Source organism: Amycolatopsis thermalba, assembly GCF_003385215.1.
Classification (GTDB): Bacteria; Actinomycetota; Actinomycetes; order Mycobacteriales; family Pseudonocardiaceae; genus Amycolatopsis_E; species Amycolatopsis_E thermalba.
Window position 1 is genome coordinate 36,775 of sequence record NZ_PQHW01000002.1, and the last position, 21,100, is coordinate 57,874.

The following is a 21,100-nucleotide window of genomic DNA, read 5'->3' on the forward strand; positions in this document are numbered from 1 at the left end:
GGAGTCACGGATGCCGGTAGGCCAGCCGGGGCAGGTGGAGCGGGAGCTGCCGCCCCTGGATCCCTTCCGCGGGGTGCCGGACCGGCGCTACCACCTCGCCGCGGACGAGCTGCTCAAACCGTTGCTGGAGCCCGGCAGCGGCGGGCTGCTGCGCTGGCGCAAGCAGACCAGCAACGCCCCGATCGTCGCCGTGGAAAACGCTTACATCACCGGCCGGCTGGATCTGCGCGGGGCGGACCTGGACTGCCTGTTCCGCTTCGAGAACTGCCGGTTCGAGTACCCGCCGGACGTGCGCGAGGCCAAGATCCTCGGGCTGGTCTTCCGGCGCTGCTGGCTGCCCGGCCTCAAGGCCCGAAACCTGCGCAGCCGCAACGACGTCCGCCTCATCCGCTGCGTCGTGCAGGTCCTGCCGGGCAGCGACGACGGCGAAACCGCCGTGCAGCGCGGTGACACCCGCGAGCGCGGCGTGCCGGACGCCGCCATCAACCTGACCGACGCCGTCGTCGAAGGGTCGGTCGTCCTGACCCGCACCGCGGTGGACTACCCGCAGGGCCGCGCGATCCAGGCCGACCGGCTGATCATCGCGGGCGCGCTGCTGGCCTACCGGATGCAGGCCGAGGGCGAGGTCCGCCTCCCCGGCATGCGCACCGGCGGCAACGTGAACTTCTCCGGCGCCAAGCTGCGCAACCCGGACGGCTTCGCGCTCGACGGGAACGGCGCGCACATCGGTGGCAGCCTGCTGTGCGAGGTGGACAATTACGGCGCCGCCAGCACGCGCCAGCCGTTCTCCGCGCACGGGGTGCTGCACCTGCCCAGCATGCGCGTCAACGGCGACATCGTGCTGCGCGCCGCGGAGCTGGTCAGTGAGCAGCAGGGCCGGATCGTGGTGGAGGCGTGGAAGTCCAGCGACCCCTACGTCGATCCGTGGCCGGCGTTGGTCGGCGACCGGTGGCAGGTGGACGGCAACGTCGAGCTGTCCGACGGGTTGTCCGCGGTCGGCACGCTGCGCATGATCAACGCGAAGATCGGCGGCACGCTGCGCCTGGCCCGCGCCCGCATCACCGTGCCGCGCGGTTCGGTCGAGCCGTACTACGACCGCGCGCTGCACCTGGACGGCTCGCAGATCAGCAGCGACCTCGAGGCGACCGGCCTGGAGATCCCGTCCGGCCAGCTGCGGATGGCCGACGTGACGGTCCGCGGCAACCTGCTCGCCGGGCGGGTGCACCTGCGGCACGCGGACCGCGACGTGCTGTCCGCCCGCCGCATGACGGTGGCCGGCAACTTCCACCTGCACGAGGCGACCATCGAGGGCACGCTGCGGCTGCAGGGCATCGAGGTCGGCGGCAGCGTCTACCTCTACGGCACCGACGTCACCGAACCGGCGGTGCGCAACCGGACCAGCTTCTCGGTGGACCTGCGCACGGTGCGGGTCGGCCGCGACATCACCCTCACCAACGCCGGGGAGCAGCCGTTCCACGCCGAGGGTGGCGTGAACATGGACGGCGCCACCGCGGGCCGGCGCATCGACTTCACCGGCGCGGTGCTGGGTTCGTACAACAAGCACGCGATCGCGCTGGACGCCAGTGACGTGGGCGCGGACGAGTTCCTGCTCAACTTCGCCGCGCCGGCGACCGGCAGCATCGTGCTGCGGCACGCGCACTGCCAGACGCTGGAGGACAACGAGAACTTCTGGCGGGCCGAGGGCGGCATCGAGCTCGAGGACTTCCGGTACGACGTGCTCAAGCGCCCGATCGACATGAAGGACGACGCCGCGGTGCGGGACCGCATCGAGCGGCTGCGCACCGCGATGGCCGGCTACCGGCCGGGACCGTACGACCAGCTCGCCGCGATGCTGCGCAACAGCGGCAACGAGGAGCACGCGTCGACGGCGCTGTTCAAGAAGCAGCAGTACCGGTACGAGGCGCTGGCCCAGGGCTATCGGGTGCTCGGGCCGGGGGTGCGGTTGTGGAGCTGGTTGCAGCGGTGGATGGTCGGTTACGGGTACCGGCCGGTGCGGGCGCTGGCGTGGCTGATCGCGTTGCTGGCGGCGGGCAGCATCTACTTCGGCACGGGCACGGACTCGTGTGTGAACGATCCGGTGCGGTACATGGTGAGCGGTCCGCGTTGCGCCGTCGACCAGCAGGAGACCGGCCTGGAGTGGAACCCGGTGCTCTACACGCTGGATCTGCTGGTGCCGATCGTCGATTTCGGCAACAAGGGCCGCTGGTACATGCACGACCTGGACAAGTGGGTCTCGAACGGTTTCACGGCGATGGGCTGGATCCTGGCGACCACGGTCGCCGCCGGAGCCGGCCGAATGATCCGCCGAGAAACCTGACAACCACACCATCAGGTGAATTTTGGGAACAAACGCAGCACGCGGCAGGTGGCTGAGCAGGCAGGCGGCTCGCGTGGGGGGTCCAGGGGGGCGAAGCCCTCCCTGGCGGGGGTTTGGGGGTCCGACCCCCAATGCAATGGCGAGCAGCCCCGGCGAGCCGCGAAGCGCGAGCAGGGGTCTGCCAGCTGCGAGCGGACGACGGGATTCGAACCCGCGACCCTCACCTTGGCAAGGTGATGCGCTACCAGCTGCGCTACGTCCGCGTGCCCCGGTTCACCGGGACGTCGCACAGTCTATACGGGTGCGGTTCGCCGGGTTGACGGGGTGGCCATCTTGGGGTGATCTTGGGCCCGGGAGGTGTGTGTCGCCCTGTCGGAGGGAACCTGGTCACTCCGGGAGTACAAGGGGTGACGGCGAGCGTTTCGCTCCGTATGGTGTCTCCATTCAACCGAACGGGTTAGTCCCGCGGGGGAGGAGGTGGCTGGCCGCATGACGGACGACGCGGCGGTGCCGGAACAGCGCACGGCATCGGAGGACGAGCAGGCTCTGTTGAGCAGGCTCCGCTCCGGTGAGGATGCCGCGTTCCGCGAGCTGTTCGAGCTGCACGCTTCCGCCGTCCGCAGGCTGGCCCGGAGCCTGGCCGCCGATTCGTCCGAGGCGGAGGACATCACGGCCGAGACGTTCTTCCGCGTGTTGCAGGCGTTGCGCCGCGGGAACGGCCCGAGGGAGCACATCCGCGCGTACCTGCTGACGGTGGCGCGCCGGGTGTCGTGGGAGTGGCACGGCGCGCGCCGCGATGTGCCGGTCACCGATGACGAGCTGACCCACCGCGCGGGGGCGGGTGCCGACGCGCACGCGCGCACCGCGGAGCACAGCCTGATCACCACGGCGTTCACGAGTCTGCCGGAGCGGTGGCGGACGGTGTTGTGGCAGACCGAGGTGGAGGGTGAGCAGCCGGCGGTGGTGGCGCCGCACTTCGGGTTGAGCGCGAACGCGACGGCGGCGCTGGCGCGGCGGGCCCGGCAGGGTCTGCGTGCGGCCTACCTGCAGGCGCACCTGGCGATGAACCGGATTTCCGACGTCAGCTGCCGCGGGGTGATCGAGAAGCTCGGCGGCTACACCGCGGGCAGTGTGACGGGTGCGGAGGCGCGGCGGATCCGCGGTCACCTGCTGGGGTGCGCGTCGTGCCGGGCGATGCACGCCGAGTTGCGGGACGTGTGTTCGTCGCTGCGGGCGCACGCCGGTGCGGTGGCGATGCTGGTGCCGGCCACGGCGGCCGTCGCGGGCGCCGCGGCGGGTGGTGGCGCGACGTCCGGGGTGCTGACCACGGTGAAGACGATGCTGGTGTCGAAGCTGAAGATCGGCGTCGCGCTGGCGTCGACGACGGCCGCGGGTGTGGTGGGGTTCGCGGTCGGGCCGGCGATGGTCGACGAGTCGCAGCCGATCGGCCTGCCCGAGCAGGGCGGGGTCGAGTTGCGGATCGCCGAGCCGGAGTCGCGGCTGAGCCCGCCGCCGCAGGTGCTGATCGCGCCGGACGAGGTCACGCTGCCCTATCCGGGCGCACCGGTGACGCACACGGTCGTGGACCAGCCGCGGTCCGAGACGCCGGTCGAGCAGACGAGGGCCGTCGAGCCGCCGGCGCGGCAACAGCCGGGCACGGCGGACGGGACGGGCGCGGTCGGCGGCCGGTCGGATGCGGTCGAGCCGACCGGGTCGTCGTCGACCGGCAGCGCGCGGGACGACCTGCCGACCACGGACGGGACCCCGCTGTCGAGCGACGATTCGCCGACCCGGGACAAGCCGGGCAAGGGCTGGGGCCGGGACAAGGACAAGCCGACGCAGGCGGAGTCGCACGGGCCGCCGTCGTGGTCGTCCCCGTGGTGGCTGTGGGGGTCCGACCGGGATCGGGAGCCCTCCGGCCAGGGGTCATCCAAGTAGTCGATCTCCGTCCGCGTCTCGCGCGGCGGCCCGCGACCACGCTACGGTTGGGCGGGCGTACGACCGTAGCGGGAGGCAGCGAACATGAACCGCGTGGTGCGGGGAGGCGACGGCCGCGAGTGGGTCGTCCGGGCGCAGATGGAATGGCGCCGCCCGGCAACCGCCGAGGACTTCGAGCGCGACATCTCCGGCAGCTACACCTCGGGCATCGCGATGCTCGCCGTGTGCGTTCTGCTGGCCGTCATCCTCGTCGCCTGGCTGCCCGACTCCGTGGTGGTGCCGCCGTGGGTGATCTACGGCCTGCTGCTGATCGCGGTGTTCTTCCCGCTGCGGTGGGTGCTGAACCGGCCGTGGACGGTCGTCGCGGAGACCGACGGCGGCGTCACCGGCGACCCGCCGCCGGAGCGCTGGGTCGGGATCATCTCCGGCATGTTCCGCGTGCGCAGTGAGCTGACCAGGCTCGCGAAGACCATCCAGCGGGAGGCGGGCCCGGACTTCGAGGGCCCGCTGCGGCCGATGGAGTAGCGATGCCGGAGTTGCCCGAGGTCGAAGCGCTGGCCTACCACCTGCGGGAGCACGCGGTGGGGCGGCTGGTCAGCCGCGTCGACGTGGCGTCGCTGGCCGTGCTGAAGACGTTCGACCCGCCCTACACCGACCTGCACGGGCGCGAGGTGACCGGGGCCGGCCGCTTCGGCAAGCACCTCGACCTGGACTGCGACGGCCTGCACCTGGTGGTGCACCTGGCCCGCGCGGGCTGGCTGCGCTGGGCGGACAACCTCTCGCCGACGCCGCCGAAACCGGGCAAGGGCCCGATCGCGCTGCGGGTCCACTTCGGAGACCGCGGCTTCGACCTCACCGAAGCCGGCACGAAGAAGGGTCTGGCCGTGTGGGTGGTCCGGGACCTGCGGGAGGTGCCCAGCATCGCGCGGCTGGGCCCGGACGCGTTGTCGCTGCACCGGGACTCGCTGGCCGAGCTGCTGGCGGGCCGGACCGAGCGGCTCAAGTGGGTGCTGACGGACCAGTCGGTGATCGCCGGGATCGGCAACGCCTACTCGGACGAGATCCTGCACGCCGCGCGGCTGTCCCCGTTCGCGACCGCGGGCAAGCTGTCCGACGACGCGCTGGACCGGCTGGCCGCGGCGGTGCACGAGATCCTGACCAGCGCCGTGGAGCGCTCGGTGGGCCAGGACGCGGCCCGCCTCAAGGGCGAGAAGCGGTCCGGCCTGCGGGTGCACGCCCGGACCGGCCTGCCGTGCCCGGTGTGCGGGGACACGGTGCGTGAGGTGTCGTTCGCCGACAAGTCCTTCCAGTACTGCCCCACCTGCCAGACGGGTGGCAAGCCGCTGGCGGATCGTCGCCTGTCGCGCCTGCTCAAGTAGCGTGTCACCCCGCAGGGTGGCGAAGTCTGCACAGAAAGTGCGCTGAAGAGCTTGCACCGGGCGTCACGAGCGCAGAGCATTGACGCCGTGCCCGGTCTGCCGATCTCGCAAATCATCCCGTGGAGCGTGGCGGGTGTGCTGCTGATCGTCCTGATCGTGGTGCTGGCTCGGACGCGCAAGCCGAGCAGCTCGATCGAGGACGCGGTGCTCGAGGCCGTCTACCACATGTCCCGCGCGACCCCGGACCTGCGCGAGGGCTTCGACCAGGCCAGCGCCGACCGCATCACCTCGCAGCTGCTCGAACTGCTCAAGTGCGTCGCCGTCGGCATCACCGACAACGAGGGCACGCTGGTGTCCTGGGACGGCGAGGCCAACGACCACTACCTCGACCTGGCGAACGCGGTGATGTTGTCGATCCGCAAGGCCCGCCGCGAGGTCGTCTCGCACGACGACGTCCCGTGCGACCACCGCGGCACCTGCAAGATGAAGACCGCGGTGATCGTGCCGCTGCTGGTCGAGGACGAGGTCGAGGCCGCGCTCATCGTGGTCGGCCGCAGCTCCGGCAAGCGCCTGATCCAGATGGCCGACGCGGTCGCGCAGTTCGTCACCACCCAGTTCGAGCTGGCCCGCTTCGAGGAGTCCAAGCACCAGCTGCAGCAGGCCGAGATCAAGGCGTTGCGTGCGCAGATCTCGCCGCACTTCATCTACAACGCGCTCAACACCATCTCCGCGCTGATCCGCACCGACCCGGAGGAGGCGCGCGAGCTGCTGCAGGAGTTCGCCGACTTCACGCGCTACTCGTTCCGCACCTCCGGCATGTTCACCACGCTGGCCGACGAGCTGCGCAACATCGACCGCTACCTGACCATCGAGCGCGCCCGGTTCGGCGGCCGCTTGGAGGTGCGCCTGAAGATCGCGCCCGAGGTGCTGTCGGTCGTGGTGCCGTTCCTGATCATCCAGCCGCTCGTGGAGAACGCCGTGCAGCACGGCCTGGCGAACAAGCCGACCGGCGGCATGGTCACCGTGACCGCGTCCGACTACGGCACCGAGGCGCTGATCAGCGTCGAGGACGACGGCATCGGCATGGACCCGGCGCGGCTGGCCGACCTGCGCAACTCGCACCGCACCGGCGCGCACGTCGGGCTGGGCAACATCAACGCCCGCATGCGTCAGCTCTTCGGCGACGAGTACGCGCTGATGGTCGAGACCGCGCCGGGTGCCGGGATGAAGGTGACGCTGCGGGTGCCGAAGTTCGCGCCCGGCGTGCGCACCGACCTGCCGGACTACGCGGACGCCCCGCCCGAGCCGGCGCGCAACGGCCGTCTGCACAAATCCGAAGGAGTCCGTAACCTGGCGCCATGACCAGCGTGACGGACAGGCTGAGCAGCAAGATCTCGCGCATCGGCGACCGGGGCGACCGCAAGGACGTGGTGGCCGTCGTCAAGCTGCACGGGGTGATCACCCCGACGCCCTCGCCGCTGGCGCGCGGCACCATCAACCTCGCGGCCGTCGAGTCGGCGCTGACCCGCGCGTTCGACCACGACCGGCTCAAGGCGGTCGCGCTGCAGATCAACTCCCCGGGCGGCGCGCCGACCCAGTCCGGCCTGGTCGCCGAGCGGATCCGGCAGCTCGCGGCCAAGAAGCCGGGCGTGCCGGTGATCGCGTTCTGCGAGGACGTCGCGGCCTCCGGCGGCTACTGGCTGGCCTGCGCGGCGGACGAGATCTACGCGCACCGCACGTCGATGGTCGGCTCGATCGGCGTGATCAGCGGCGGGTTCGGGTTCACCGGCCTGCTGGAGCGCTTCGGCATCGAGCGGCGGGTGCACACCGCGGGCGAGAACAAGAAGCGGCTCGACCCGTTCGCCCCGGAGAAGCCCGAGGACGTCGAGTGGCTGAAGAAGATGCACTCCCAGCTGCACGAGATGTTCGTGGACTGGGTGAAGGAACGCCGCGGCGACCGGCTCGCCGACACCGAGGAGCTGTTCACCGGTGACGTCTGGCTCGGCGCGAAGGCCGTCGAGCTGGGCCTGGTCGACGGGATCGGCAACCTGCGGGAGGTCGTCGAGCAGCGCTGGCCGGACGCCGAGATCACGATCGCCGAGCCGAAGAAGCCGCTGCTGGCCCGGCTGGGGATCGGCGCACCTGCGGCCGCCCAGGCGCTCCTGGACGCGGTCGCACAGCGCGTAGCGTGGTCACGCTACGGGATTTGAGGCCTTGCAGTTGGCCACGCACGCAACTGGCACCGCTACCCGCACCGCCAAGCAGGCCGGGTCGAACATTCATTCGCGGTATGGACATCGCATCGTGCAGTAGGCAGGATGCGAGTCACTGTGAGTGCGCAACAAGACACCAGACTGCTCGTCCTGGCCGTGGACGACGAGCCGCACGGGTTGAACCTGCTGGTCGACACCCTGCGGAACAACCCCCACATCGGCCGCGTGTTCACCGCGGTCGACGCTTCCGAGGCGCTGCGCGTGCTGGCCTCGGACGATCCGGAGGTGCGTGAGCGCAAGGACCGCGGCCTGCCGCCGATCGACGCGGTGTTCGCCGATCTCCAGATGCCCGGCCTGTCCGGCATGGAGATGGCGCGCGTGTTCTCGGCGATGAGCCCCGCGCCGGTGCTGGTGTTCGTCACCGGGCACGCCCACGAGGCCGTCAACGCGTTCGACCTGGGCGCGGTGGACTACCTGCTCAAGCCGTGCAACCAGCACCGGCTGGACCGGGCGCTCGAGCGGGTGCTGGAGAAGCTGAAGACGGTGGCCCCGCCCGGTCCGGGTGCGGCCGCGCCCGCCGCGCCGGACGACGACGAGGTGATCCCGGTCGAGCTCGCCGGGACCACGAAGCTCGTGCCGCGCTCGTCGGTGCGCTGGGTCGAGGCGCAGGGCGACTACGCGCGCCTGTTCACCAAGGACGGCAACAGCCACCTGGTCCGCATCCCGCTGACCCAGCTGGAGGAGCGCTGGGAGAAGGCCGGGTTCGTGCGCATCCACCGGTCGTTCCTGGTCGCGCTGAACCTGATCACCGAACTGCGCATGGGGCAGGGCGGCTACCAGGTCGTGATCGGCAACGAGGAGAAGCTGCTCCCGGTCTCCCGGCGGCACACCCGTGAGCTCAAGGACCGACTCACGGGTGGTCGATGACCGAGGACTTCCACCGTCGCGTCGACGGGGTGCGGGAACCGGACCCGACGTTGGGCAAGAACTACCAGCCGGCGTCGGTGGAGCCGGTGTCAGCCGTGCCGCCGCCCGAGGCCCCACCGGAGCCGGCGAAACCACCGAAGCGGCAGCGGGTGGTGCTGGCCGATCCGCGGTCCCGGCGCACCACGCCGACGCTGCGCGCGCGCCTGGAGCTGGAGCAGCAGACCAGCTGGGGTGAGCTGCTGATCCGCGACCTGGTCAAGCACCAGCTGCGCACCGCGATCGGGTTGAGCACGCTGGTGCTGGTGCTGCTCGGCGCGCTGCCGCTGGCCTTCTACCTGTGGCCGGGGTTCGCGGCGCTGCGCGTGATCGGCGTGCCGCTGGCGTGGCTGCTGCTGGGGCTGCTGCCGTTCCCGTTGCTGCTGCTCGCGGGCCTGGCCTACAACCGGCTGGCCGAGCGGCACGAGCGGGACTTCGTGGACATGATCGAGTCGTGACCGGCCGTCGGGACCGGTCCCGCCGCAGGGGACAATCCGGATCGTGCACCTGAACCCGTGGGCGCTGAGCGGCATCGCGACCGTCGCCGCGCTGACCTTCTACCTGGGTCACCGCTCGTCCCGGTTCGCCAACACCACGCACGACTTCCTGGTCGCGCGCCGCACGGTCCGCTCGCGCCGCAACGCCGCCGCCATCTCCGGTGAGTACCTGTCGGCCGCGTCGTTCCTCGGGATCGCCGGGATCATCCTCAAGGACGGCGCCGACGGGTTGTGGTTCCCGATCGGTTTCACCGCCGGGTACCTCGCGCTGATGTTGTTCGTCGCCGCGCCGCTGCGCCGCTCGGGCGCGTACACGCTGCCGGACTTCCTGGAGGCGCGGCTCGGGTCGGTCGCGCTGCGCCGGTGCGGCACGTTCTTCGTGGTGTTCATCGGGATCCTCTACATGGTCCCGCAGCTGCAGGGCGCCGGGCTGGCGCTGACGACGGTGCTGGACGCGCCGGCCTGGGTCGGCGCGGTGACGGTGAGCGTGCTGGTCGGCGTCAACGTGATCGCGGGCGGGATGCGCGCGATCACCGTGGTGCAGGCGTTCCAGTACTGGCTCAAGCTGTTCGCGATCGCGGTGCCCGCGTTCGTGCTGTGCGCGGTGTTCCTGGCCGGTGGCAAGCCGGGGCCGGCCGGTTCGCTCGGTTCGCCGGCGCCGCCGGTGTTCGCGTCGGCGACCACTGTGGACATTCGCACCGATGTCGCCTTCGAGGTCGGCACGCTGACGCAGGTCCAGATCCGGCATCCCGGCGAACCGGCCCCGCACGACGAGATCTGGCTGCGGGGCTCGACGCAGGAGCTGCCGCGGGGCACGCAGGTGTGGTTCGCGGCAGGCACCCCGGTGCCGACGGTGAGCGACGCGAAGGTCACCAACTCCGAGTGGCTGCATCCGGGGTCGGAGGGGTTGCGGGACCTGCTGCAGACGTATTCGCTGATCTTCGCGACGTTCCTCGGCACCATGGGTCTGCCGCACGTGCTGGTCCGCTTCTACACCAACCCGGACGGGCGGGCGGCGCGCCGGACCACGGTGCACGTCCTGCTGCTGCTCGGGCTGTTCTACCTGTTCCCGACGATCCTCGGGGCGCTGTCCCGGATGTACGTGCCGGAGCTGCTGGTGACCGGCCAGACCGACGCCGCCGTGCTGCGGCTGCCGTCGGCGATGGTGCCGGGGGTGGTGGGGCAGGTGCTCGGCGCGGTCGTGCTGGCCGGGGCGTTCGCGGCATTCCTGTCCACGTCGTCGGGGTTGCTGGTGAGCCTGGCGGGTGTGGTGTCGACGGACCTGTCGAAGGGGCGGGTGCTGGATTTCCGGATCGCCGCCGGGGTGGTCGGGCTGGTGGCGCTGGCGCTGGCGTTGTTCCTGCGGCCCAACGACCTGTCGCTGAGCGTGGGGATGTCGTTCGCGCTGGCCGCGTCGACGTTCTCGCCGCTGCTGTTGCTCGGCGTGTGGTGGCGCGGACTGACCTGGCCGGGCGCGATGGCGGGGATGATCATCGGCGGCGGGCTGCTGCTGGGCGCGCTGGGGGTGGACATGGCCAGCCGTTTCACCGGGGACTGGGCGCCGTGGTTCACCGACCAGCCCGCGCTGATCACGGTGCCGGTCGCGTTCGCGGTGACGATCCTGGTCAGCCTGGCGACGCCGAACGGCAAACCGGCGGACGTCAACGCGGTGATGCTGCGACTGCACGCCCCCGACCGGCTCGGCTTCATGCGGGACCGCGCGGTGGCGCGGTTCGGCCAGGCGGAGGAACGCTCCCGCATGGGCCGCGGCCGGCACCGCAAGTAACGGCGGCCGGGGTTCGCACGGGAGGTGCGGGCTCGGTCGCGGTGGGTTCTGCCTCGGTGGGCCGTGGGTCGGGGGACGGCTGTGCGCATGCCTCGCCGGAACGGCGGGAAGGTGCGGACCTGGGCGCGGTGCGGTTCGCATCCGGCGGGCCGTGGGCCAGTGCGGCTGGTGGGCGTGGCCGGGGAGGACCGCGCCGGAACGGTGAAGGTGCAGCGTGGTTCGCGTCGCGATGTGGGCAGTGGAGCGCCGAGAGGGCGGTTGCCTGACGGGGCGCGCGGCCGGGACTGGCCGCGCCCGAACGGTGGGAAGGTGCGGGCCTGGGCTGGCCGTGGTTCGCATCGGCGGGTCGTGGCCATTCGGGCGCGGCCGAGAGTGGCCGCGCCCGAATGGCGGGAAAGCGCGGGCGCGGCGTGTCGCGTCGGTGGTGCCGGGCAGCGGCGCCCCCGGACGCTGCGTGACCTCACCTCTGACCCGGAAGAGTTTCACTCGCTTAGCGGTTTCGTTTACCGTCCGTTGACTTCTCATCCCATCTTGGCCGTTTGGTGATTCGGCAAATGGACATTCCTACGTCAAACCGGCGTAAGATCGTCAACTCTCAGTAAGATCATTCACTCAAAAGGATTAACAACAACTCTCACGTTTCACGGCAAGATCTACCCGCGTCACACGACCGGAAGAGGTAGCGACCATGGAAAGGGAGGTTGTCCCGTGAGCACCAGCGACCAGGACCTCGTCGACGAGACGGGTCCGGGTGACAACTGGCAGAAGGTGCAGGCGAGCCCCGAGTTCGCCGAGCTCCGCAAGAGGTTGCGGGCCTTCGTCTTCCCGATGACCGTCCTCTTCCTCGTCTGGTACCTCGTCTACGTCCTGCTCGCCGACTACGCCCACGGCTTCATGTCCACGAAGCTGATCGGCAACTTCAACGTCGGCCTGCTCATCGGCCTGCTGCAGTTCGTGTCGACGTTCCTCATCACCGGGCTCTACGTGCGCTACGCCAACCGCAAGCTCGACCCGATCGCCGACAAGCTCCGTGGTGAGATCGAAGGAGGCGCGCAGTGACGAACCTCGCGCAGGGCGTCGAGGGCAGCAACCCGACGCTGAACATCATCATCTTCGCGATCTTCGTCGCGATCACCCTCGTCATCGTGTTCCGCGCCAGCCGCAACACGAAGACCGCCTCCGACTACTACGCCGCCGGCCGCTCGTTCACCGGCCCGCAGAACGGCATCGCGATCTCGGGCGACTACCTGTCCGCGGCGTCGTTCCTGGGCATCGCCGGCGCGATCGCGGTCAACGGCTACGACGGGTTCCTCTACTCCATCGGGTTCCTCGTCGCGTGGCTGGTCGCGCTGCTGCTGGTCGCCGAGCTGCTGCGCAACACCGGCAAGTTCACCCTCGGCGACGTGGTCGCGTTCCGGATGCGGCAGCGGCCGATCCGCGCGGCGGCCGCGGTGTCCACGCTCGCGGTGTCGTTCTTCTACCTGCTCGCGCAGATGGCCGGCGCCGGCGGCCTGGTCAACCTGCTGCTCGGCATCCGGAGCGACTGGGGCCAGAACGCGGTCATCGCGATCGTCGGCATCCTGATGATCGTCTACGTGCTGATCGGCGGCATGAAGGGCACCACCTGGGTGCAGATCATCAAGGCCGTGCTGCTGATCCTCGGCGCGCTGGCGATGACGCTGTGGGTGCTGTCCAAGTTCGGCTTCAACCTCTCGAACCTGCTGCAGGGCGCCGTCGAACGCGGCGGCGCGAACGGTGACGCGCTGCTCAACCCGGGCAAGCAGTACGGCAAGACCGACACCAGCAAGCTGGACTTCCTGTCGCTGGGCATCGCGCTGGTGCTGGGCACCGCGGGCCTGCCGCACGTGCTGATGCGCTTCTACACGGTGCCCACCGCGAAGGACGCGCGGAAGTCGGTCGTCTGGGCGATCGTCCTGATCGGCATCTTCTACCTGTTCACCCTGGTGCTGGGCTACGGCGCCGGTGCGCTGGTGGGGCCGCAGACGATCAACTCGGCGCCGGGCACGACCAACTCGGCCGCGCCGCTGCTCGCGCTCGAACTGGGCGGGCCGATCCTGCTCGGGTTCATCGCCGCGGTCGCATTCGCGACGATCCTCGCGGTGGTGGCCGGCCTGACGATCACCGCGTCGGCGTCGTTCGCGCACGACGTCTACGCCAACGTGATCAAGAAGGGTCAGGTGGACAGCAAGGCGGCCGAGGTGCGCGTCGCCCGCATCACCGCGGTCGTGATCGGCGCGCTGGCCATCGTCGGCGGCATCCTCGCCAAGAACCAGAACGTGGCCTTCCTGGTCGCGCTGGCCTTCGCGGTGGCGGCCTCGGCGAACCTGCCGACCCTGCTGTATTCGCTGTTCTGGAAGCGGTTCAACACCCAGGGCGCGCTGTGGAGCATGTACGGCGGCCTGCTCGTCACCGTCGTCCTGATCGTCTTCTCGCCGGCGGTGTCCGGCGGGCCGAAGCCGATGATCAAGGGCGTGGACTTCCACTGGTTCCCGCTGGAGAACCCGGGCCTGGTGTCCATCCCGGTGTCGTTCCTGCTCGGCTTCCTCGGCACGATCCTGTCGAAGGAGCACGACGAGAAGAAGTACGCCGAGATGGAGGTCCGGTCGCTGACCGGCGCAGGCTCGGAGAAGGCGACCGCGCACTGACCCGGGCGCAACCCGAGAAGGGGCCACCTCCGATGCCGGGAGGTGGCCCCTTTTGCTGGCTCACGTGCAGTTGATGGGTGCGCGTGTCAGTATGTGAACGTGCAACCAGGTGACATCCCGACCGCGTCCGTCTCCGAGCTCCCCACGGACGGGCTGGTGTTGCTGGACGTCCGCGAGCAGGACGAGTGGGACGCCGGACACGCCCCGGGCGCGGTCCACATCCCGCTCGGCGAGCTGCCGGCGCGCACCGACGAACTGGCCCAGCTGCCCGACGACCGGCCGCTCTACGTGGTGTGCCGCACCGGCGGCCGCTCCGCGCGGGCCGCGGCCTGGCTCAACGCGAGCGGCTGGGACGCGATCAACGTGGCCGGCGGCATGAAGTCCTGGGCGACCGAGGGCCGCCCGGTCGTCGGCGAGCACGACGGTCCACCCGAGGTCCTGTAGGTCCCATGCACCCGACCCCGAGGCCCTACCGAGCGCGACCGCGGGTCCGCTGGGTGGCGAACCCTCCGCCGGGTGCGATCCGTCCCCGCCCGGCCCGCGCCGCCGAGCGCTACGACGGTCCGCCGTCCTACCACGTGCCGCCGCGCTGGGGCTTCCCGCACCTGGCCTGGCGGGTGCCGACGGCGGTGCCCGGCACGCCGTCCGGGTACCCCAGCCCGGTCGAGCGCGTGCGGGTGCTGCACCGCAACGCGGTCACGATCCTGTGGTTCCTCGCCGGGCTCGCGGCCGTCGCGGCGGGCGCCGAGTTCTGGCGCTACGCGCTGCTGGTGGCCAGCCGCACGACGGCCCTGCACGCGACGACCGTGGCGTTCTCCGACGCGCTGGAGATCATCGCGTCGTTGCTCACCGTGGTGTTCGGGCTCATCGCCATCGCGGCGACGCTGTGGTGGCTGCTGATCGCCCGCGGCGCCGCCGCCGAGGCCGCCGGACAGGAACCGGCCCGCTCGACGCGGGAGGTCGTGGCCGGGGTCCTGGTGCCGGGCGTGAACCTGGTGATGGCCGGCTCCATCCTCGCCGAGCTGGAGCACCTGGTGCTGGGCCGCGCCCCGGCGCGCCGCCCCCGCCCGTCGCGGCTGGTGCTGGCCTGGTGGGCGGCCTGGGTGGTCAACGAGGTGCTGATGGTGCTGGTCATCGTGTGGCGTCTCAAGGACGGCGTCCAGGCGATGGCGGACGGCGTGCTGCTGACCGGGCTGCTGAACACCTCGGCCGCCGTGCTGGCCGGGCTGACCGCGGTGCTGGTCTACCGCCTGACGACGCTGCTGGCCCCGGTCCGCGCCGACCGGCTGCGCCCGCTGCAGGTGCGCTCCGTGAGGGGCGCGCCGGCGCCGGAGCTGCGCACGGCCCGCCCCACCGGCGCGGCCCGCTAGAACGTCACCGGCAGGTTCTTCAGCCCGCGGATCACGAACTCCGGCCGCCGCTCCGGGTCGCCCGCCAGGCGCAGGCCGGGGAGGCGGCGGGTCAGGGCCGACAGCGCGGCGGCGATCTCGATCCGGGCCAGCGGCGCGCCGATGCAGTAGTGGATCCCGGCGCCGAAGCCCAGGTGCGTGCCCTCGGTGCGGCCGACGTCGAGCGTGTCCGGATCGGCGAACACCTCCGGGTCGCGCGCGGCCGCGCCGAGCAGCGCGGCGATCTTCTCGCCCTTCGCGACCCGGAATCCGGCGATCTCCACGTCCTCGGTCGCGGTGCGTTCGAACAGCTGCAGCGGCGAGTCGAAGCGGATCAGCTCCTCCACCGCGGTCGGCATCAGGTCCGGGTCGTCGACCAGGCGTTTCCACTGGTCCGGGTGCCGCAGCAGGGCCCACACGCCGTTGCCGATCACGTTGACCGTCGCCTCGTGGCCGGCCATCAGCAGCAGCACCGCCGTCGCGACCACCTCGTCCTCGGTGAGTCCCACCCGTCGCCCACCGCCACCCTCAACGGAGCCGCTTCGCGGCGCGGCCTCTTCCCCGTGCAGCAGGTCCGTGATCAGGTCCTCGCCCGGCTCCCGGCGGCGCCGTTCGGCCAGCTCCCGCAGGAACTCGACGAACTCGGTCGCCGCGCGCTCGGCCGCCACCCGGCCCTCCTCGGGCAGCCCGTACTCGTACATCTTCACGATCGCGTTCGACCACGGCACCAGCCGCGGCCGGTCGGCCTCGGGCACGTCGAGCAGCTCGGAGATCACCGCGACCGGCAGCGGCTGCGCGAGCGCCTCCAGCAGGTCACCCGAGCCGGCCGCGGCGAGCTTCGCCACCAGGTCGTCCGCCAGCTTCATCACCGTCGGCCGCAGCCGCTCCACGTGCCCGCGCCCGAACGCCGACGAGATCGACCGCCGCAGCCGCGTGTGCACCGGCGGTTCGTTCTCCAGCAGCGAGTTGCGGTGCAGCAGGTTGAACGACACGAACTGCTCGGCCGGGCTCGCGTCGGTCCAGATCCGGCCCAGCCCGCGGTGCCGCAGTACCGCCGACGCGGCCGCGTGGGACACCGCGATCGCCAGGCCCAGCCCGTCGTGCCGGTGCACCGGCGCCTGCGCGCGCAGGCGGGCGAACTCCGGGTAGGGGTCGGCGAGGAAGGCGGGGTCACGGGGATCGAACACGACCCGAGCCTAATCCCCCGATCCGGCGGGCCGTGCCCGGTTCGGTAGCGTCTGCGGCCTGTAGTCGAGGAGGCGAGATGGGCAAGGGCGCGCGCAAGCGGGGTCCGAAGAAGGACAAGGCACCGAAGATCCGCGACGTGTTCGTGGGGCAGCCGTTCGAGGGGCTGGCCGCCGAGCCGGAGCTGATCGCGCTGCGCGAGTTCGTGCCGTCGGCCACCGCGCCGCTGTCCCTTGTGGACGCCGGGGACCGGAAGATCACGCTGGCGACCGTGCTGCCGATGGCCGCCGCCGCGTTCGTGCGCACCGACGGCGAGGTGTTCGTCGGGCTCCAGGTGCAGACCCGGTCCAGCGACGTGAGCCGCGACCTGGGCCGCGCGATCCGGTGGGCGCTGACGGCCGAGCCGGGCGACGTGCTGCCGGTGCCCGACACCACCAGCCCGCCGCAGGAGGGCGAGCGCCTGCAGGACCTGCTGGTGGCCGACGCCGAGCTGGACGTCACCCTGCACCCGAACTTCGACTGGTGGCTGCCCGAGGACACCGATCCCAGCGGCGAGGTCAAGGTGTCGCTGGAGCGGGCCAACGAGGCGATCATGCCGACCGAGCGGCTGGGCACCGGCTCGTACTGGGTGCTCGCCGGGGAGAAGGCGCACCTGCGCTGGGTCCGCCGCGAGCCGGAGGGTCGCCTGATGCAAGCGCTTGCGCGGCTGTCCGCGGCAGGTGAGCTGTCGCTCGGCGAGGGTTCCCGCTACGCCGGGTCGTTCCGCGCGCACGGCCTGCTGGTTCCGGTCTGGGACCTGGACCCGGAGGCCCACGCCCGCGAGTGGGTCGAGCCGGACCGGCAGCTGGGCGCCCGCCTGGACGAGGCGCTGAAGTCGGTGGACGCCGAGCCGCTGACCGCCGCCGAGCGCCGGGCCCGCGACGGCCTGGTCGGACGGCAGCTGACGCTCCGCTAGTGATCCTGCACCTCTGCGCGGCCGGCGAGTGGACGGGCGCGGACTACCGCGCGCCGTCCCTCGACACCGTCGGGTTCATCCACTGTTCCGACCCGGGCACGGTGGCGATCCCGGCGAACGCGCTCTACGCCGGGCGCACGGACCTGGTGCTGCTGGAAATCGACCCGGCGCGCCTGGACGTCCCGCTGCGCTGGGAGGCCGGCGACCCTCCGCATCCGGACGGCATCCTCTTCCCGCACGTGTACGGCCCGATCCGCGCCGAGGCCGTGGTGGCCGTGCACCCCTTCCCGCCGAGCCCGGACGGCACCTTCGAGCTGCCCGCGAGCCTCGCGCAACGCGACCCCCGCTGAGACGTCCCCCGGAGAGCGCCGGACAACCGGAGGGGGCCGTCATGCGTGGAGTGGGCGAAGGGGCAAGACGCTCGATCGAGGGAGGCGATACGGTGACCTCGGCCGCGATGGCCATTGCCTGGGGAGGCGGCCGCGCGGCGGGGAGGGGGTCAGCGGTGAGCGACGAGCTGGCGGACTTCGGCGAGTTCGTGCAGGCCAGCTTGCCCGGGCTGCTCCGGTACGGCCACGCGCTCACCGGCAATCCACACGACGCCGCCGACCTGGTGCAGACCGTGCTGGAGAAGGTCGGCTCCCGCTGGACCCACGTGCAACGCAAGACGGCCGATCCGCTCGCCTACGTCCGCCGCGCGATGGCGAACGCGCACATCAGCCGCTGGCGGCGCCTCAAGCGGGAGAGCCTGGTCGCCGACGTGCCCGAGCAGCGCGCCGCCGCACCGGTGGACCCGTTCGAGCACGAGCCGCTGTGGCAGGCCCTGCGCGAGCTGCCGCCGCGCCAGCGCGCGGTCATCGTGCTCCGCTACTACGAGGGCCTGTCCGAGGCCGAGATCGCCTCCTCGCTGGGTGTCAGCACGGGCACGGTGAAGAGCCAGGCCAGCAAGGCGATCGCGACGCTGCGGACCAAGATCGGCACGATCACCGGAGGGAGGGACGACTGGTGAACCCCGACGACGAGCTCGGCGACGAGCTGCGGCGGCTCTTCGACGACGACCGGCTGGCGATCACGCCCGCGCCGGGAGCCGAGAGCACCATCGTGCGCGGCGCCCGCCGTCGTCGTCGGCAGCGCACCGCCGTGGCCGCCTCCGGGGGCGTCCTCACCGCCGTCCTGCTGGTGACCCTGGGGCTCGTGGCCGAACGCCAGGACCCCGGCGTGCACCAGGCCGCCCGCCCCACCACCAGCGCCCCGGCGACCACCACGGACGGGCCCGGGCCGGTCGTGGTGCCGCCGTCGTTCCCCGAACTGCCCGTGCCGCCGGCTCCGCCGACGTCGACGACCACCGCCACTCCCGCGCCGCCGCCGAGCGGCACCTCCCGGCCCGCGCCGCCGAGCAGCAGCGGCGCCAGCGCCCGTCCCGAGCCGGCCACCACCGCCGTCCTCGGCCCCACCGGGTACCGGCAACTGCGGCTCGGGATGAGCTTCGACGAGGCCAAGGCCACCGGAATGCTCGCCGACGCGGACACCGCGCCCACCGAATGCATCGGCTACCGGCTCATCGAGGGCATGGCGAACATCGCCACGGTCACCATTTCGCCGGCCGACGGTGTGGTGGTCTTCGCCGCGACCGGTGCACGCACTCCGGAAAACGTCGGCATCGGATCCACGGTCGCGGAACTGAGGAATGCCTATCCTGATCTGACGGCCGGTGCGGGCAATTACCGCGCCGCCACCGGATCGGGCGCGAACTACACGTTCTACGTCGATTCCACCGACACCGTGGTGAGCTGGGAACTGGGCGCCGCGCCCGGGTGCTGACACGACGGAGCCCGGGCCGAAGCCCGGGCTCCGTGCCGTCAACAGGCAGGCGCGCTCCGCGGTATGGCGGTCCTACAGGGCGCCACCGGCGACCGGCGGCATCTCCGGCGCGCCGTCGTCGCCGACGGACTCGCGGGCCAGCCAGGTCTCCACCTCGAACATGTTGCCGTTGGCGCGCTTGACCACGTTGACCAGCGTGGACATCTGCGACACCTCCTCGACCTGCTCCTTGAGGAACCACTGGAGGAACTGCTCGCCCTGGTAGTCGTCCTCGGCGCGGGCGGCCTTCATCAGGGTGCGGAAGTCGGCCGTGACCTCCTTCTCCTGCTCCAGCGCCAGCTCGACCAGCTCGAGGGGCTCGGCGAAGTCGTTGCGGACCGGGCCGGTGGGCGGGATGTCCACGTGGTGGTCGGTGTCGATCAGGTACTGCACGATCGCCAGCGCGTGGTTGCGCTCCTCCACCGCCTGGCGGTAGAAGTGCCTGGCCAGCTGGGGCAGGTCCGCGTTGTCGAACCAGACCGCCAGCGCCACGTACTGCTGGGAAGCGTGGAACTCGTTCTGCACCTGCTGCTGCAGGAGCTCGTAGAACTTGGAGCGCGGTTCTTTCTTCAGCATCGCCATGACTCAAGAATAGGCCATTTCGCTGATCGTTAACCATTCGGACCTGGTGATTCCCCTTTCGTTTGGGTAGGCTTACCGAGATTAGGAAGTGCTTATTTAGGGCGTGCTAATTCAGCTTAGCCTTTCCTAATTCACGATCGGGTCGCGGACGACGGGGCACGACATGCAGCGCGGCCCGCCCCGGCCGGAGCCCAGCTCGGAACCGGCGATGGCCAGCACCTCGATGCCTGCGTCCGCGAGTCGCGCGTTGGTCTCCACGTTGCGCTCGTAGCCCACCACCACGCCGGGCGCCAGCGCCAGCGTGTTGTTGCCGTCGTCCCACTGCTCGCGTTCCGCGGTCACCGGGTCGAGGCCGGTGTCGATCACGCGCAGCTTCTCGATGCCCATCGCCTCGGCCGCGGCGTGCAGGAACGGCTGCGGGCCGTCCACGCGCAGTGAGCCGTCGCCGTCCGGGCGCAGCGTGAACGCCACCAGCTCGTCGCGGGCCAGCGGGTACATCACCACGGCGTCCGGCGCGACCATCGTGCAGACGGTGTCCAGGTGCATCGTGGCGCGGGCCTGCGCGATCGGCACCGCGAGCACGGTGTGGGCGATGTCGTCGGCGAACAGCGAGCGCGCCAGCGACTCCGCGCCGGCGGCCGTGGTGCGCTCGCCGATGCCGACGGCCAGCACGCCCGGCGCGAGCAGCAGCACGTCGCCGCCCTCGACCGGCGCCGAATGGGCGCCGTAGGCACGCGAGGCGTGGGCGAACCGCGGGTGGTAGGCGTAGACGAGGTCGAGCAGCGCGGTCTCGCGGCGACGGGCCGGCATCGCCAGCGACGAGATCGCCACCCGGTCCGCGATCCACACCGACGAGTCGCGGGTGAACAGCAGGTTCGGCAGCGGGTCGACCGCGAAGTCGTGCGGGTGGTGGATCTTGCGGACCAGCGACGCGCCCTCGGCGGCGGGCAGCTCCTCGAACGTCAGGCCGGCCATCAGGACCTCGGCCAGCGTCGTCGCGTCCACATCGGACAGGTGCGAGCGCAGCGCGTCCCCCAGGTCCTCGCCCAGGCGCCGGTCGTCGACCGCGGCGTGCACCCCCGCGGCGTGCGCGCGCGGATCGGCCAGCGCCTCCCGCAGCACGTCGGCCAGCAGGAGCACCTCGACGCCGCGGCCGCGCAGGACCTCGGCGAACGCGTCGTGTTCCTCCTGGGCGCGGCCGACCCACGGGATCGAGTCGAACAGCAGTTTGTCGTTGTTGCGCGGGGTGAGCCTCGTGAGCTCGTTGCCCGGCCGGTGGAGCAGGACGGCGCGCAGCGGGCCGACCTCGCTGTCCACCCTGGGGGTTTCGGTGGTCACGGGCTGAGCGTA

General features: G+C 71.4%; 20 protein-coding genes and 1 tRNA gene. 17 read left to right on the forward strand and 4 right to left on the reverse strand.

Annotated elements, in window-relative coordinates:
* Window positions 1–10 precede the first annotated feature (10 nt).
* Complete coding sequence (locus D0D15_RS01175; protein WP_233157044.1) at window positions 11–2,338, forward strand: translocation/assembly module TamB domain-containing protein; 2,328 nt, start codon at window positions 11–13, stop codon at window positions 2,336–2,338.
* Between the two features lie 190 nt (window positions 2,339–2,528).
* Here the strand turns inward: D0D15_RS01175 and D0D15_RS01180 are convergent.
* Window positions 2,529–2,601, reverse strand: a tRNA-Gly gene (locus D0D15_RS01180).
* Window positions 2,602–2,827: 226 nt separating this feature from the next.
* On the opposite strand from D0D15_RS01180, the gene D0D15_RS01185 reads away from it, so the two are divergent.
* The 12 genes from D0D15_RS01185 (at window position 2,828) to D0D15_RS01240 (ending at window position 15,150) form a co-directional block, all read left to right on the forward strand.
* Window positions 2,828–4,276, forward strand: coding sequence for a sigma-70 family RNA polymerase sigma factor (locus D0D15_RS01185; protein WP_094003473.1), 1,449 nt, complete (start codon window positions 2,828–2,830; stop codon window positions 4,274–4,276).
* A gap of 84 nt (window positions 4,277–4,360) precedes the next feature.
* Window positions 4,361–4,801, forward strand: coding sequence for a DUF983 domain-containing protein (locus D0D15_RS01190; protein WP_094003474.1), 441 nt, complete (start codon window positions 4,361–4,363; stop codon window positions 4,799–4,801).
* A gap of 2 nt (window positions 4,802–4,803) precedes the next feature.
* Window positions 4,804–5,655, forward strand: coding sequence for an Fpg/Nei family DNA glycosylase (locus D0D15_RS01195; protein ID WP_094003475.1), 852 nt, complete (start codon window positions 4,804–4,806; stop codon window positions 5,653–5,655).
* 78 nt (window positions 5,656–5,733) lie between these two features.
* A complete protein-coding gene (locus D0D15_RS01200; protein WP_094003564.1) occupies window positions 5,734–7,017 on the forward strand; it encodes a sensor histidine kinase in 1,284 nt (427 codons plus the stop codon).
* The gene (locus D0D15_RS01205) at window positions 7,014–7,865 is read left to right on the forward strand and encodes a S49 family peptidase (RefSeq protein WP_094003476.1); all 852 of its coding nucleotides are present in this window, start codon (window positions 7,014–7,016) and stop codon (window positions 7,863–7,865) included. Before D0D15_RS01200 ends, D0D15_RS01205 begins: the two co-directional genes overlap by 4 nt.
* A gap of 108 nt (window positions 7,866–7,973) precedes the next feature.
* A complete protein-coding gene (locus D0D15_RS01210) occupies window positions 7,974–8,795 on the forward strand; it encodes a LytR/AlgR family response regulator transcription factor (protein ID WP_115944166.1) in 822 nt (273 codons plus the stop codon).
* Window positions 8,792–9,289, forward strand: a complete 498-nt coding sequence (locus D0D15_RS01215) for a hypothetical protein (protein WP_094003478.1) — start codon at window positions 8,792–8,794, stop codon at window positions 9,287–9,289. Before D0D15_RS01210 ends, D0D15_RS01215 begins: the two co-directional genes overlap by 4 nt.
* A gap of 43 nt (window positions 9,290–9,332) precedes the next feature.
* Complete coding sequence (locus D0D15_RS01220; protein WP_115944167.1) at window positions 9,333–11,114, forward strand: sodium/solute symporter; 1,782 nt, start codon at window positions 9,333–9,335, stop codon at window positions 11,112–11,114.
* A gap of 708 nt (window positions 11,115–11,822) precedes the next feature.
* Window positions 11,823–12,173, forward strand: coding sequence for a DUF485 domain-containing protein (locus tag D0D15_RS01225; RefSeq protein ID WP_094003480.1), 351 nt, complete (start codon window positions 11,823–11,825; stop codon window positions 12,171–12,173).
* A complete protein-coding gene (locus D0D15_RS01230) occupies window positions 12,170–13,780 on the forward strand; it encodes a solute symporter family protein (RefSeq protein ID WP_094003481.1) in 1,611 nt (536 codons plus the stop codon). Before D0D15_RS01225 ends, D0D15_RS01230 begins: the two co-directional genes overlap by 4 nt.
* 93 nt (window positions 13,781–13,873) lie before the next feature.
* A complete protein-coding gene (locus tag D0D15_RS01235) occupies window positions 13,874–14,224 on the forward strand; it encodes a rhodanese-like domain-containing protein (protein ID WP_094003482.1) in 351 nt (116 codons plus the stop codon).
* A gap of 53 nt (window positions 14,225–14,277) precedes the next feature.
* Entirely contained in the window at window positions 14,278–15,150 is an 873-nt protein-coding gene (locus D0D15_RS01240; RefSeq protein WP_094003483.1) for a DUF4328 domain-containing protein, read from the forward strand.
* Here D0D15_RS01240 and D0D15_RS01245 read toward each other — a convergent pair.
* Window positions 15,147–16,355 (reverse strand): cytochrome P450, encoded by a 1,209-nt coding sequence (locus D0D15_RS01245; RefSeq protein WP_094003484.1) that lies wholly within the window; start codon window positions 16,353–16,355, stop codon window positions 15,147–15,149. The two genes, D0D15_RS01240 and D0D15_RS01245, sit on opposite strands and share 4 nt — an antisense overlap.
* Window positions 16,356–16,432: 77 nt before the next feature.
* Here D0D15_RS01245 and D0D15_RS01250 point away from each other — a divergent pair, with 77 nt between their 5' ends.
* The 4 genes from D0D15_RS01250 to D0D15_RS01265 all read left to right on the forward strand — a co-directional run bounded on the left by D0D15_RS01250 (window position 16,433) and on the right by D0D15_RS01265 (window position 19,129).
* Complete coding sequence (locus D0D15_RS01250; RefSeq protein ID WP_115944168.1) at window positions 16,433–17,308, forward strand: DUF5926 family protein; 876 nt, start codon at window positions 16,433–16,435, stop codon at window positions 17,306–17,308.
* The gene (locus tag D0D15_RS01255; protein ID WP_094003486.1) at window positions 17,308–17,658 is read left to right on the forward strand and encodes a DUF952 domain-containing protein; all 351 of its coding nucleotides are present in this window, start codon (window positions 17,308–17,310) and stop codon (window positions 17,656–17,658) included. The genes D0D15_RS01250 and D0D15_RS01255 overlap by 1 nt, the downstream gene beginning before the upstream one ends.
* Before the next feature lie 107 nt (window positions 17,659–17,765).
* Window positions 17,766–18,317 (forward strand): SigE family RNA polymerase sigma factor, encoded by a 552-nt coding sequence (locus tag D0D15_RS01260; protein WP_369806747.1) that lies wholly within the window; start codon window positions 17,766–17,768, stop codon window positions 18,315–18,317.
* Window positions 18,314–19,129, forward strand: coding sequence for a hypothetical protein (locus tag D0D15_RS01265; protein ID WP_094003488.1), 816 nt, complete (start codon window positions 18,314–18,316; stop codon window positions 19,127–19,129). Before D0D15_RS01260 ends, D0D15_RS01265 begins: the two co-directional genes overlap by 4 nt.
* Before the next feature lie 72 nt (window positions 19,130–19,201).
* Here D0D15_RS01265 and D0D15_RS01270 read toward each other — a convergent pair whose 3' ends face one another.
* Both D0D15_RS01270 and D0D15_RS01275 read right to left on the reverse strand, forming a co-directional pair.
* On the reverse strand, window positions 19,202–19,750 hold the full coding sequence (locus tag D0D15_RS01270; protein WP_094003489.1) for a ferritin: 549 nt from the start codon (window positions 19,748–19,750) through the stop codon (window positions 19,202–19,204).
* A gap of 126 nt (window positions 19,751–19,876) precedes the next feature.
* Entirely contained in the window at window positions 19,877–21,067 is a 1,191-nt protein-coding gene (locus tag D0D15_RS01275) for an arginine deiminase (RefSeq protein ID WP_162830484.1), read from the reverse strand.
* Window positions 21,068–21,100 lie beyond the last annotated feature (33 nt).

What these genes read in the sequence shown, in the direction of transcription:
- D0D15_RS01190 (WP_094003474.1), top strand. Translation starts at nt 4,361, where the DNA reads ATGAACCGCGTGGTGCGGGGAGGCGACGGCCGCGAGTGGGTCGTCCGG.
- D0D15_RS01185 (WP_094003473.1), top strand. Translation starts at nt 2,828, where the DNA reads ATGACGGACGACGCGGCGGTGCCGGAACAGCGCACGGCATCGGAGGAC.
- D0D15_RS01270 (WP_094003489.1), bottom strand. Translation starts at nt 19,750, where the DNA reads ATGGCGATGCTGAAGAAAGAACCGCGCTCCAAGTTCTACGAGCTCCTG.
- D0D15_RS01210 (WP_115944166.1), top strand. Translation starts at nt 7,974, where the DNA reads ATGCGAGTCACTGTGAGTGCGCAACAAGACACCAGACTGCTCGTCCTG.
- D0D15_RS01250 (WP_115944168.1), top strand. Translation starts at nt 16,433, where the DNA reads ATGGGCAAGGGCGCGCGCAAGCGGGGTCCGAAGAAGGACAAGGCACCG.
- D0D15_RS01260 (WP_369806747.1), top strand. Translation starts at nt 17,766, where the DNA reads ATGGCCATTGCCTGGGGAGGCGGCCGCGCGGCGGGGAGGGGGTCAGCG.
- D0D15_RS01175 (WP_233157044.1), top strand. Translation starts at nt 11, where the DNA reads ATGCCGGTAGGCCAGCCGGGGCAGGTGGAGCGGGAGCTGCCGCCCCTG.
- D0D15_RS01195 (WP_094003475.1), top strand. Translation starts at nt 4,804, where the DNA reads ATGCCGGAGTTGCCCGAGGTCGAAGCGCTGGCCTACCACCTGCGGGAG.
- D0D15_RS01205 (WP_094003476.1), top strand. Translation starts at nt 7,014, where the DNA reads ATGACCAGCGTGACGGACAGGCTGAGCAGCAAGATCTCGCGCATCGGC.
- D0D15_RS01215 (WP_094003478.1), top strand. Translation starts at nt 8,792, where the DNA reads ATGACCGAGGACTTCCACCGTCGCGTCGACGGGGTGCGGGAACCGGAC.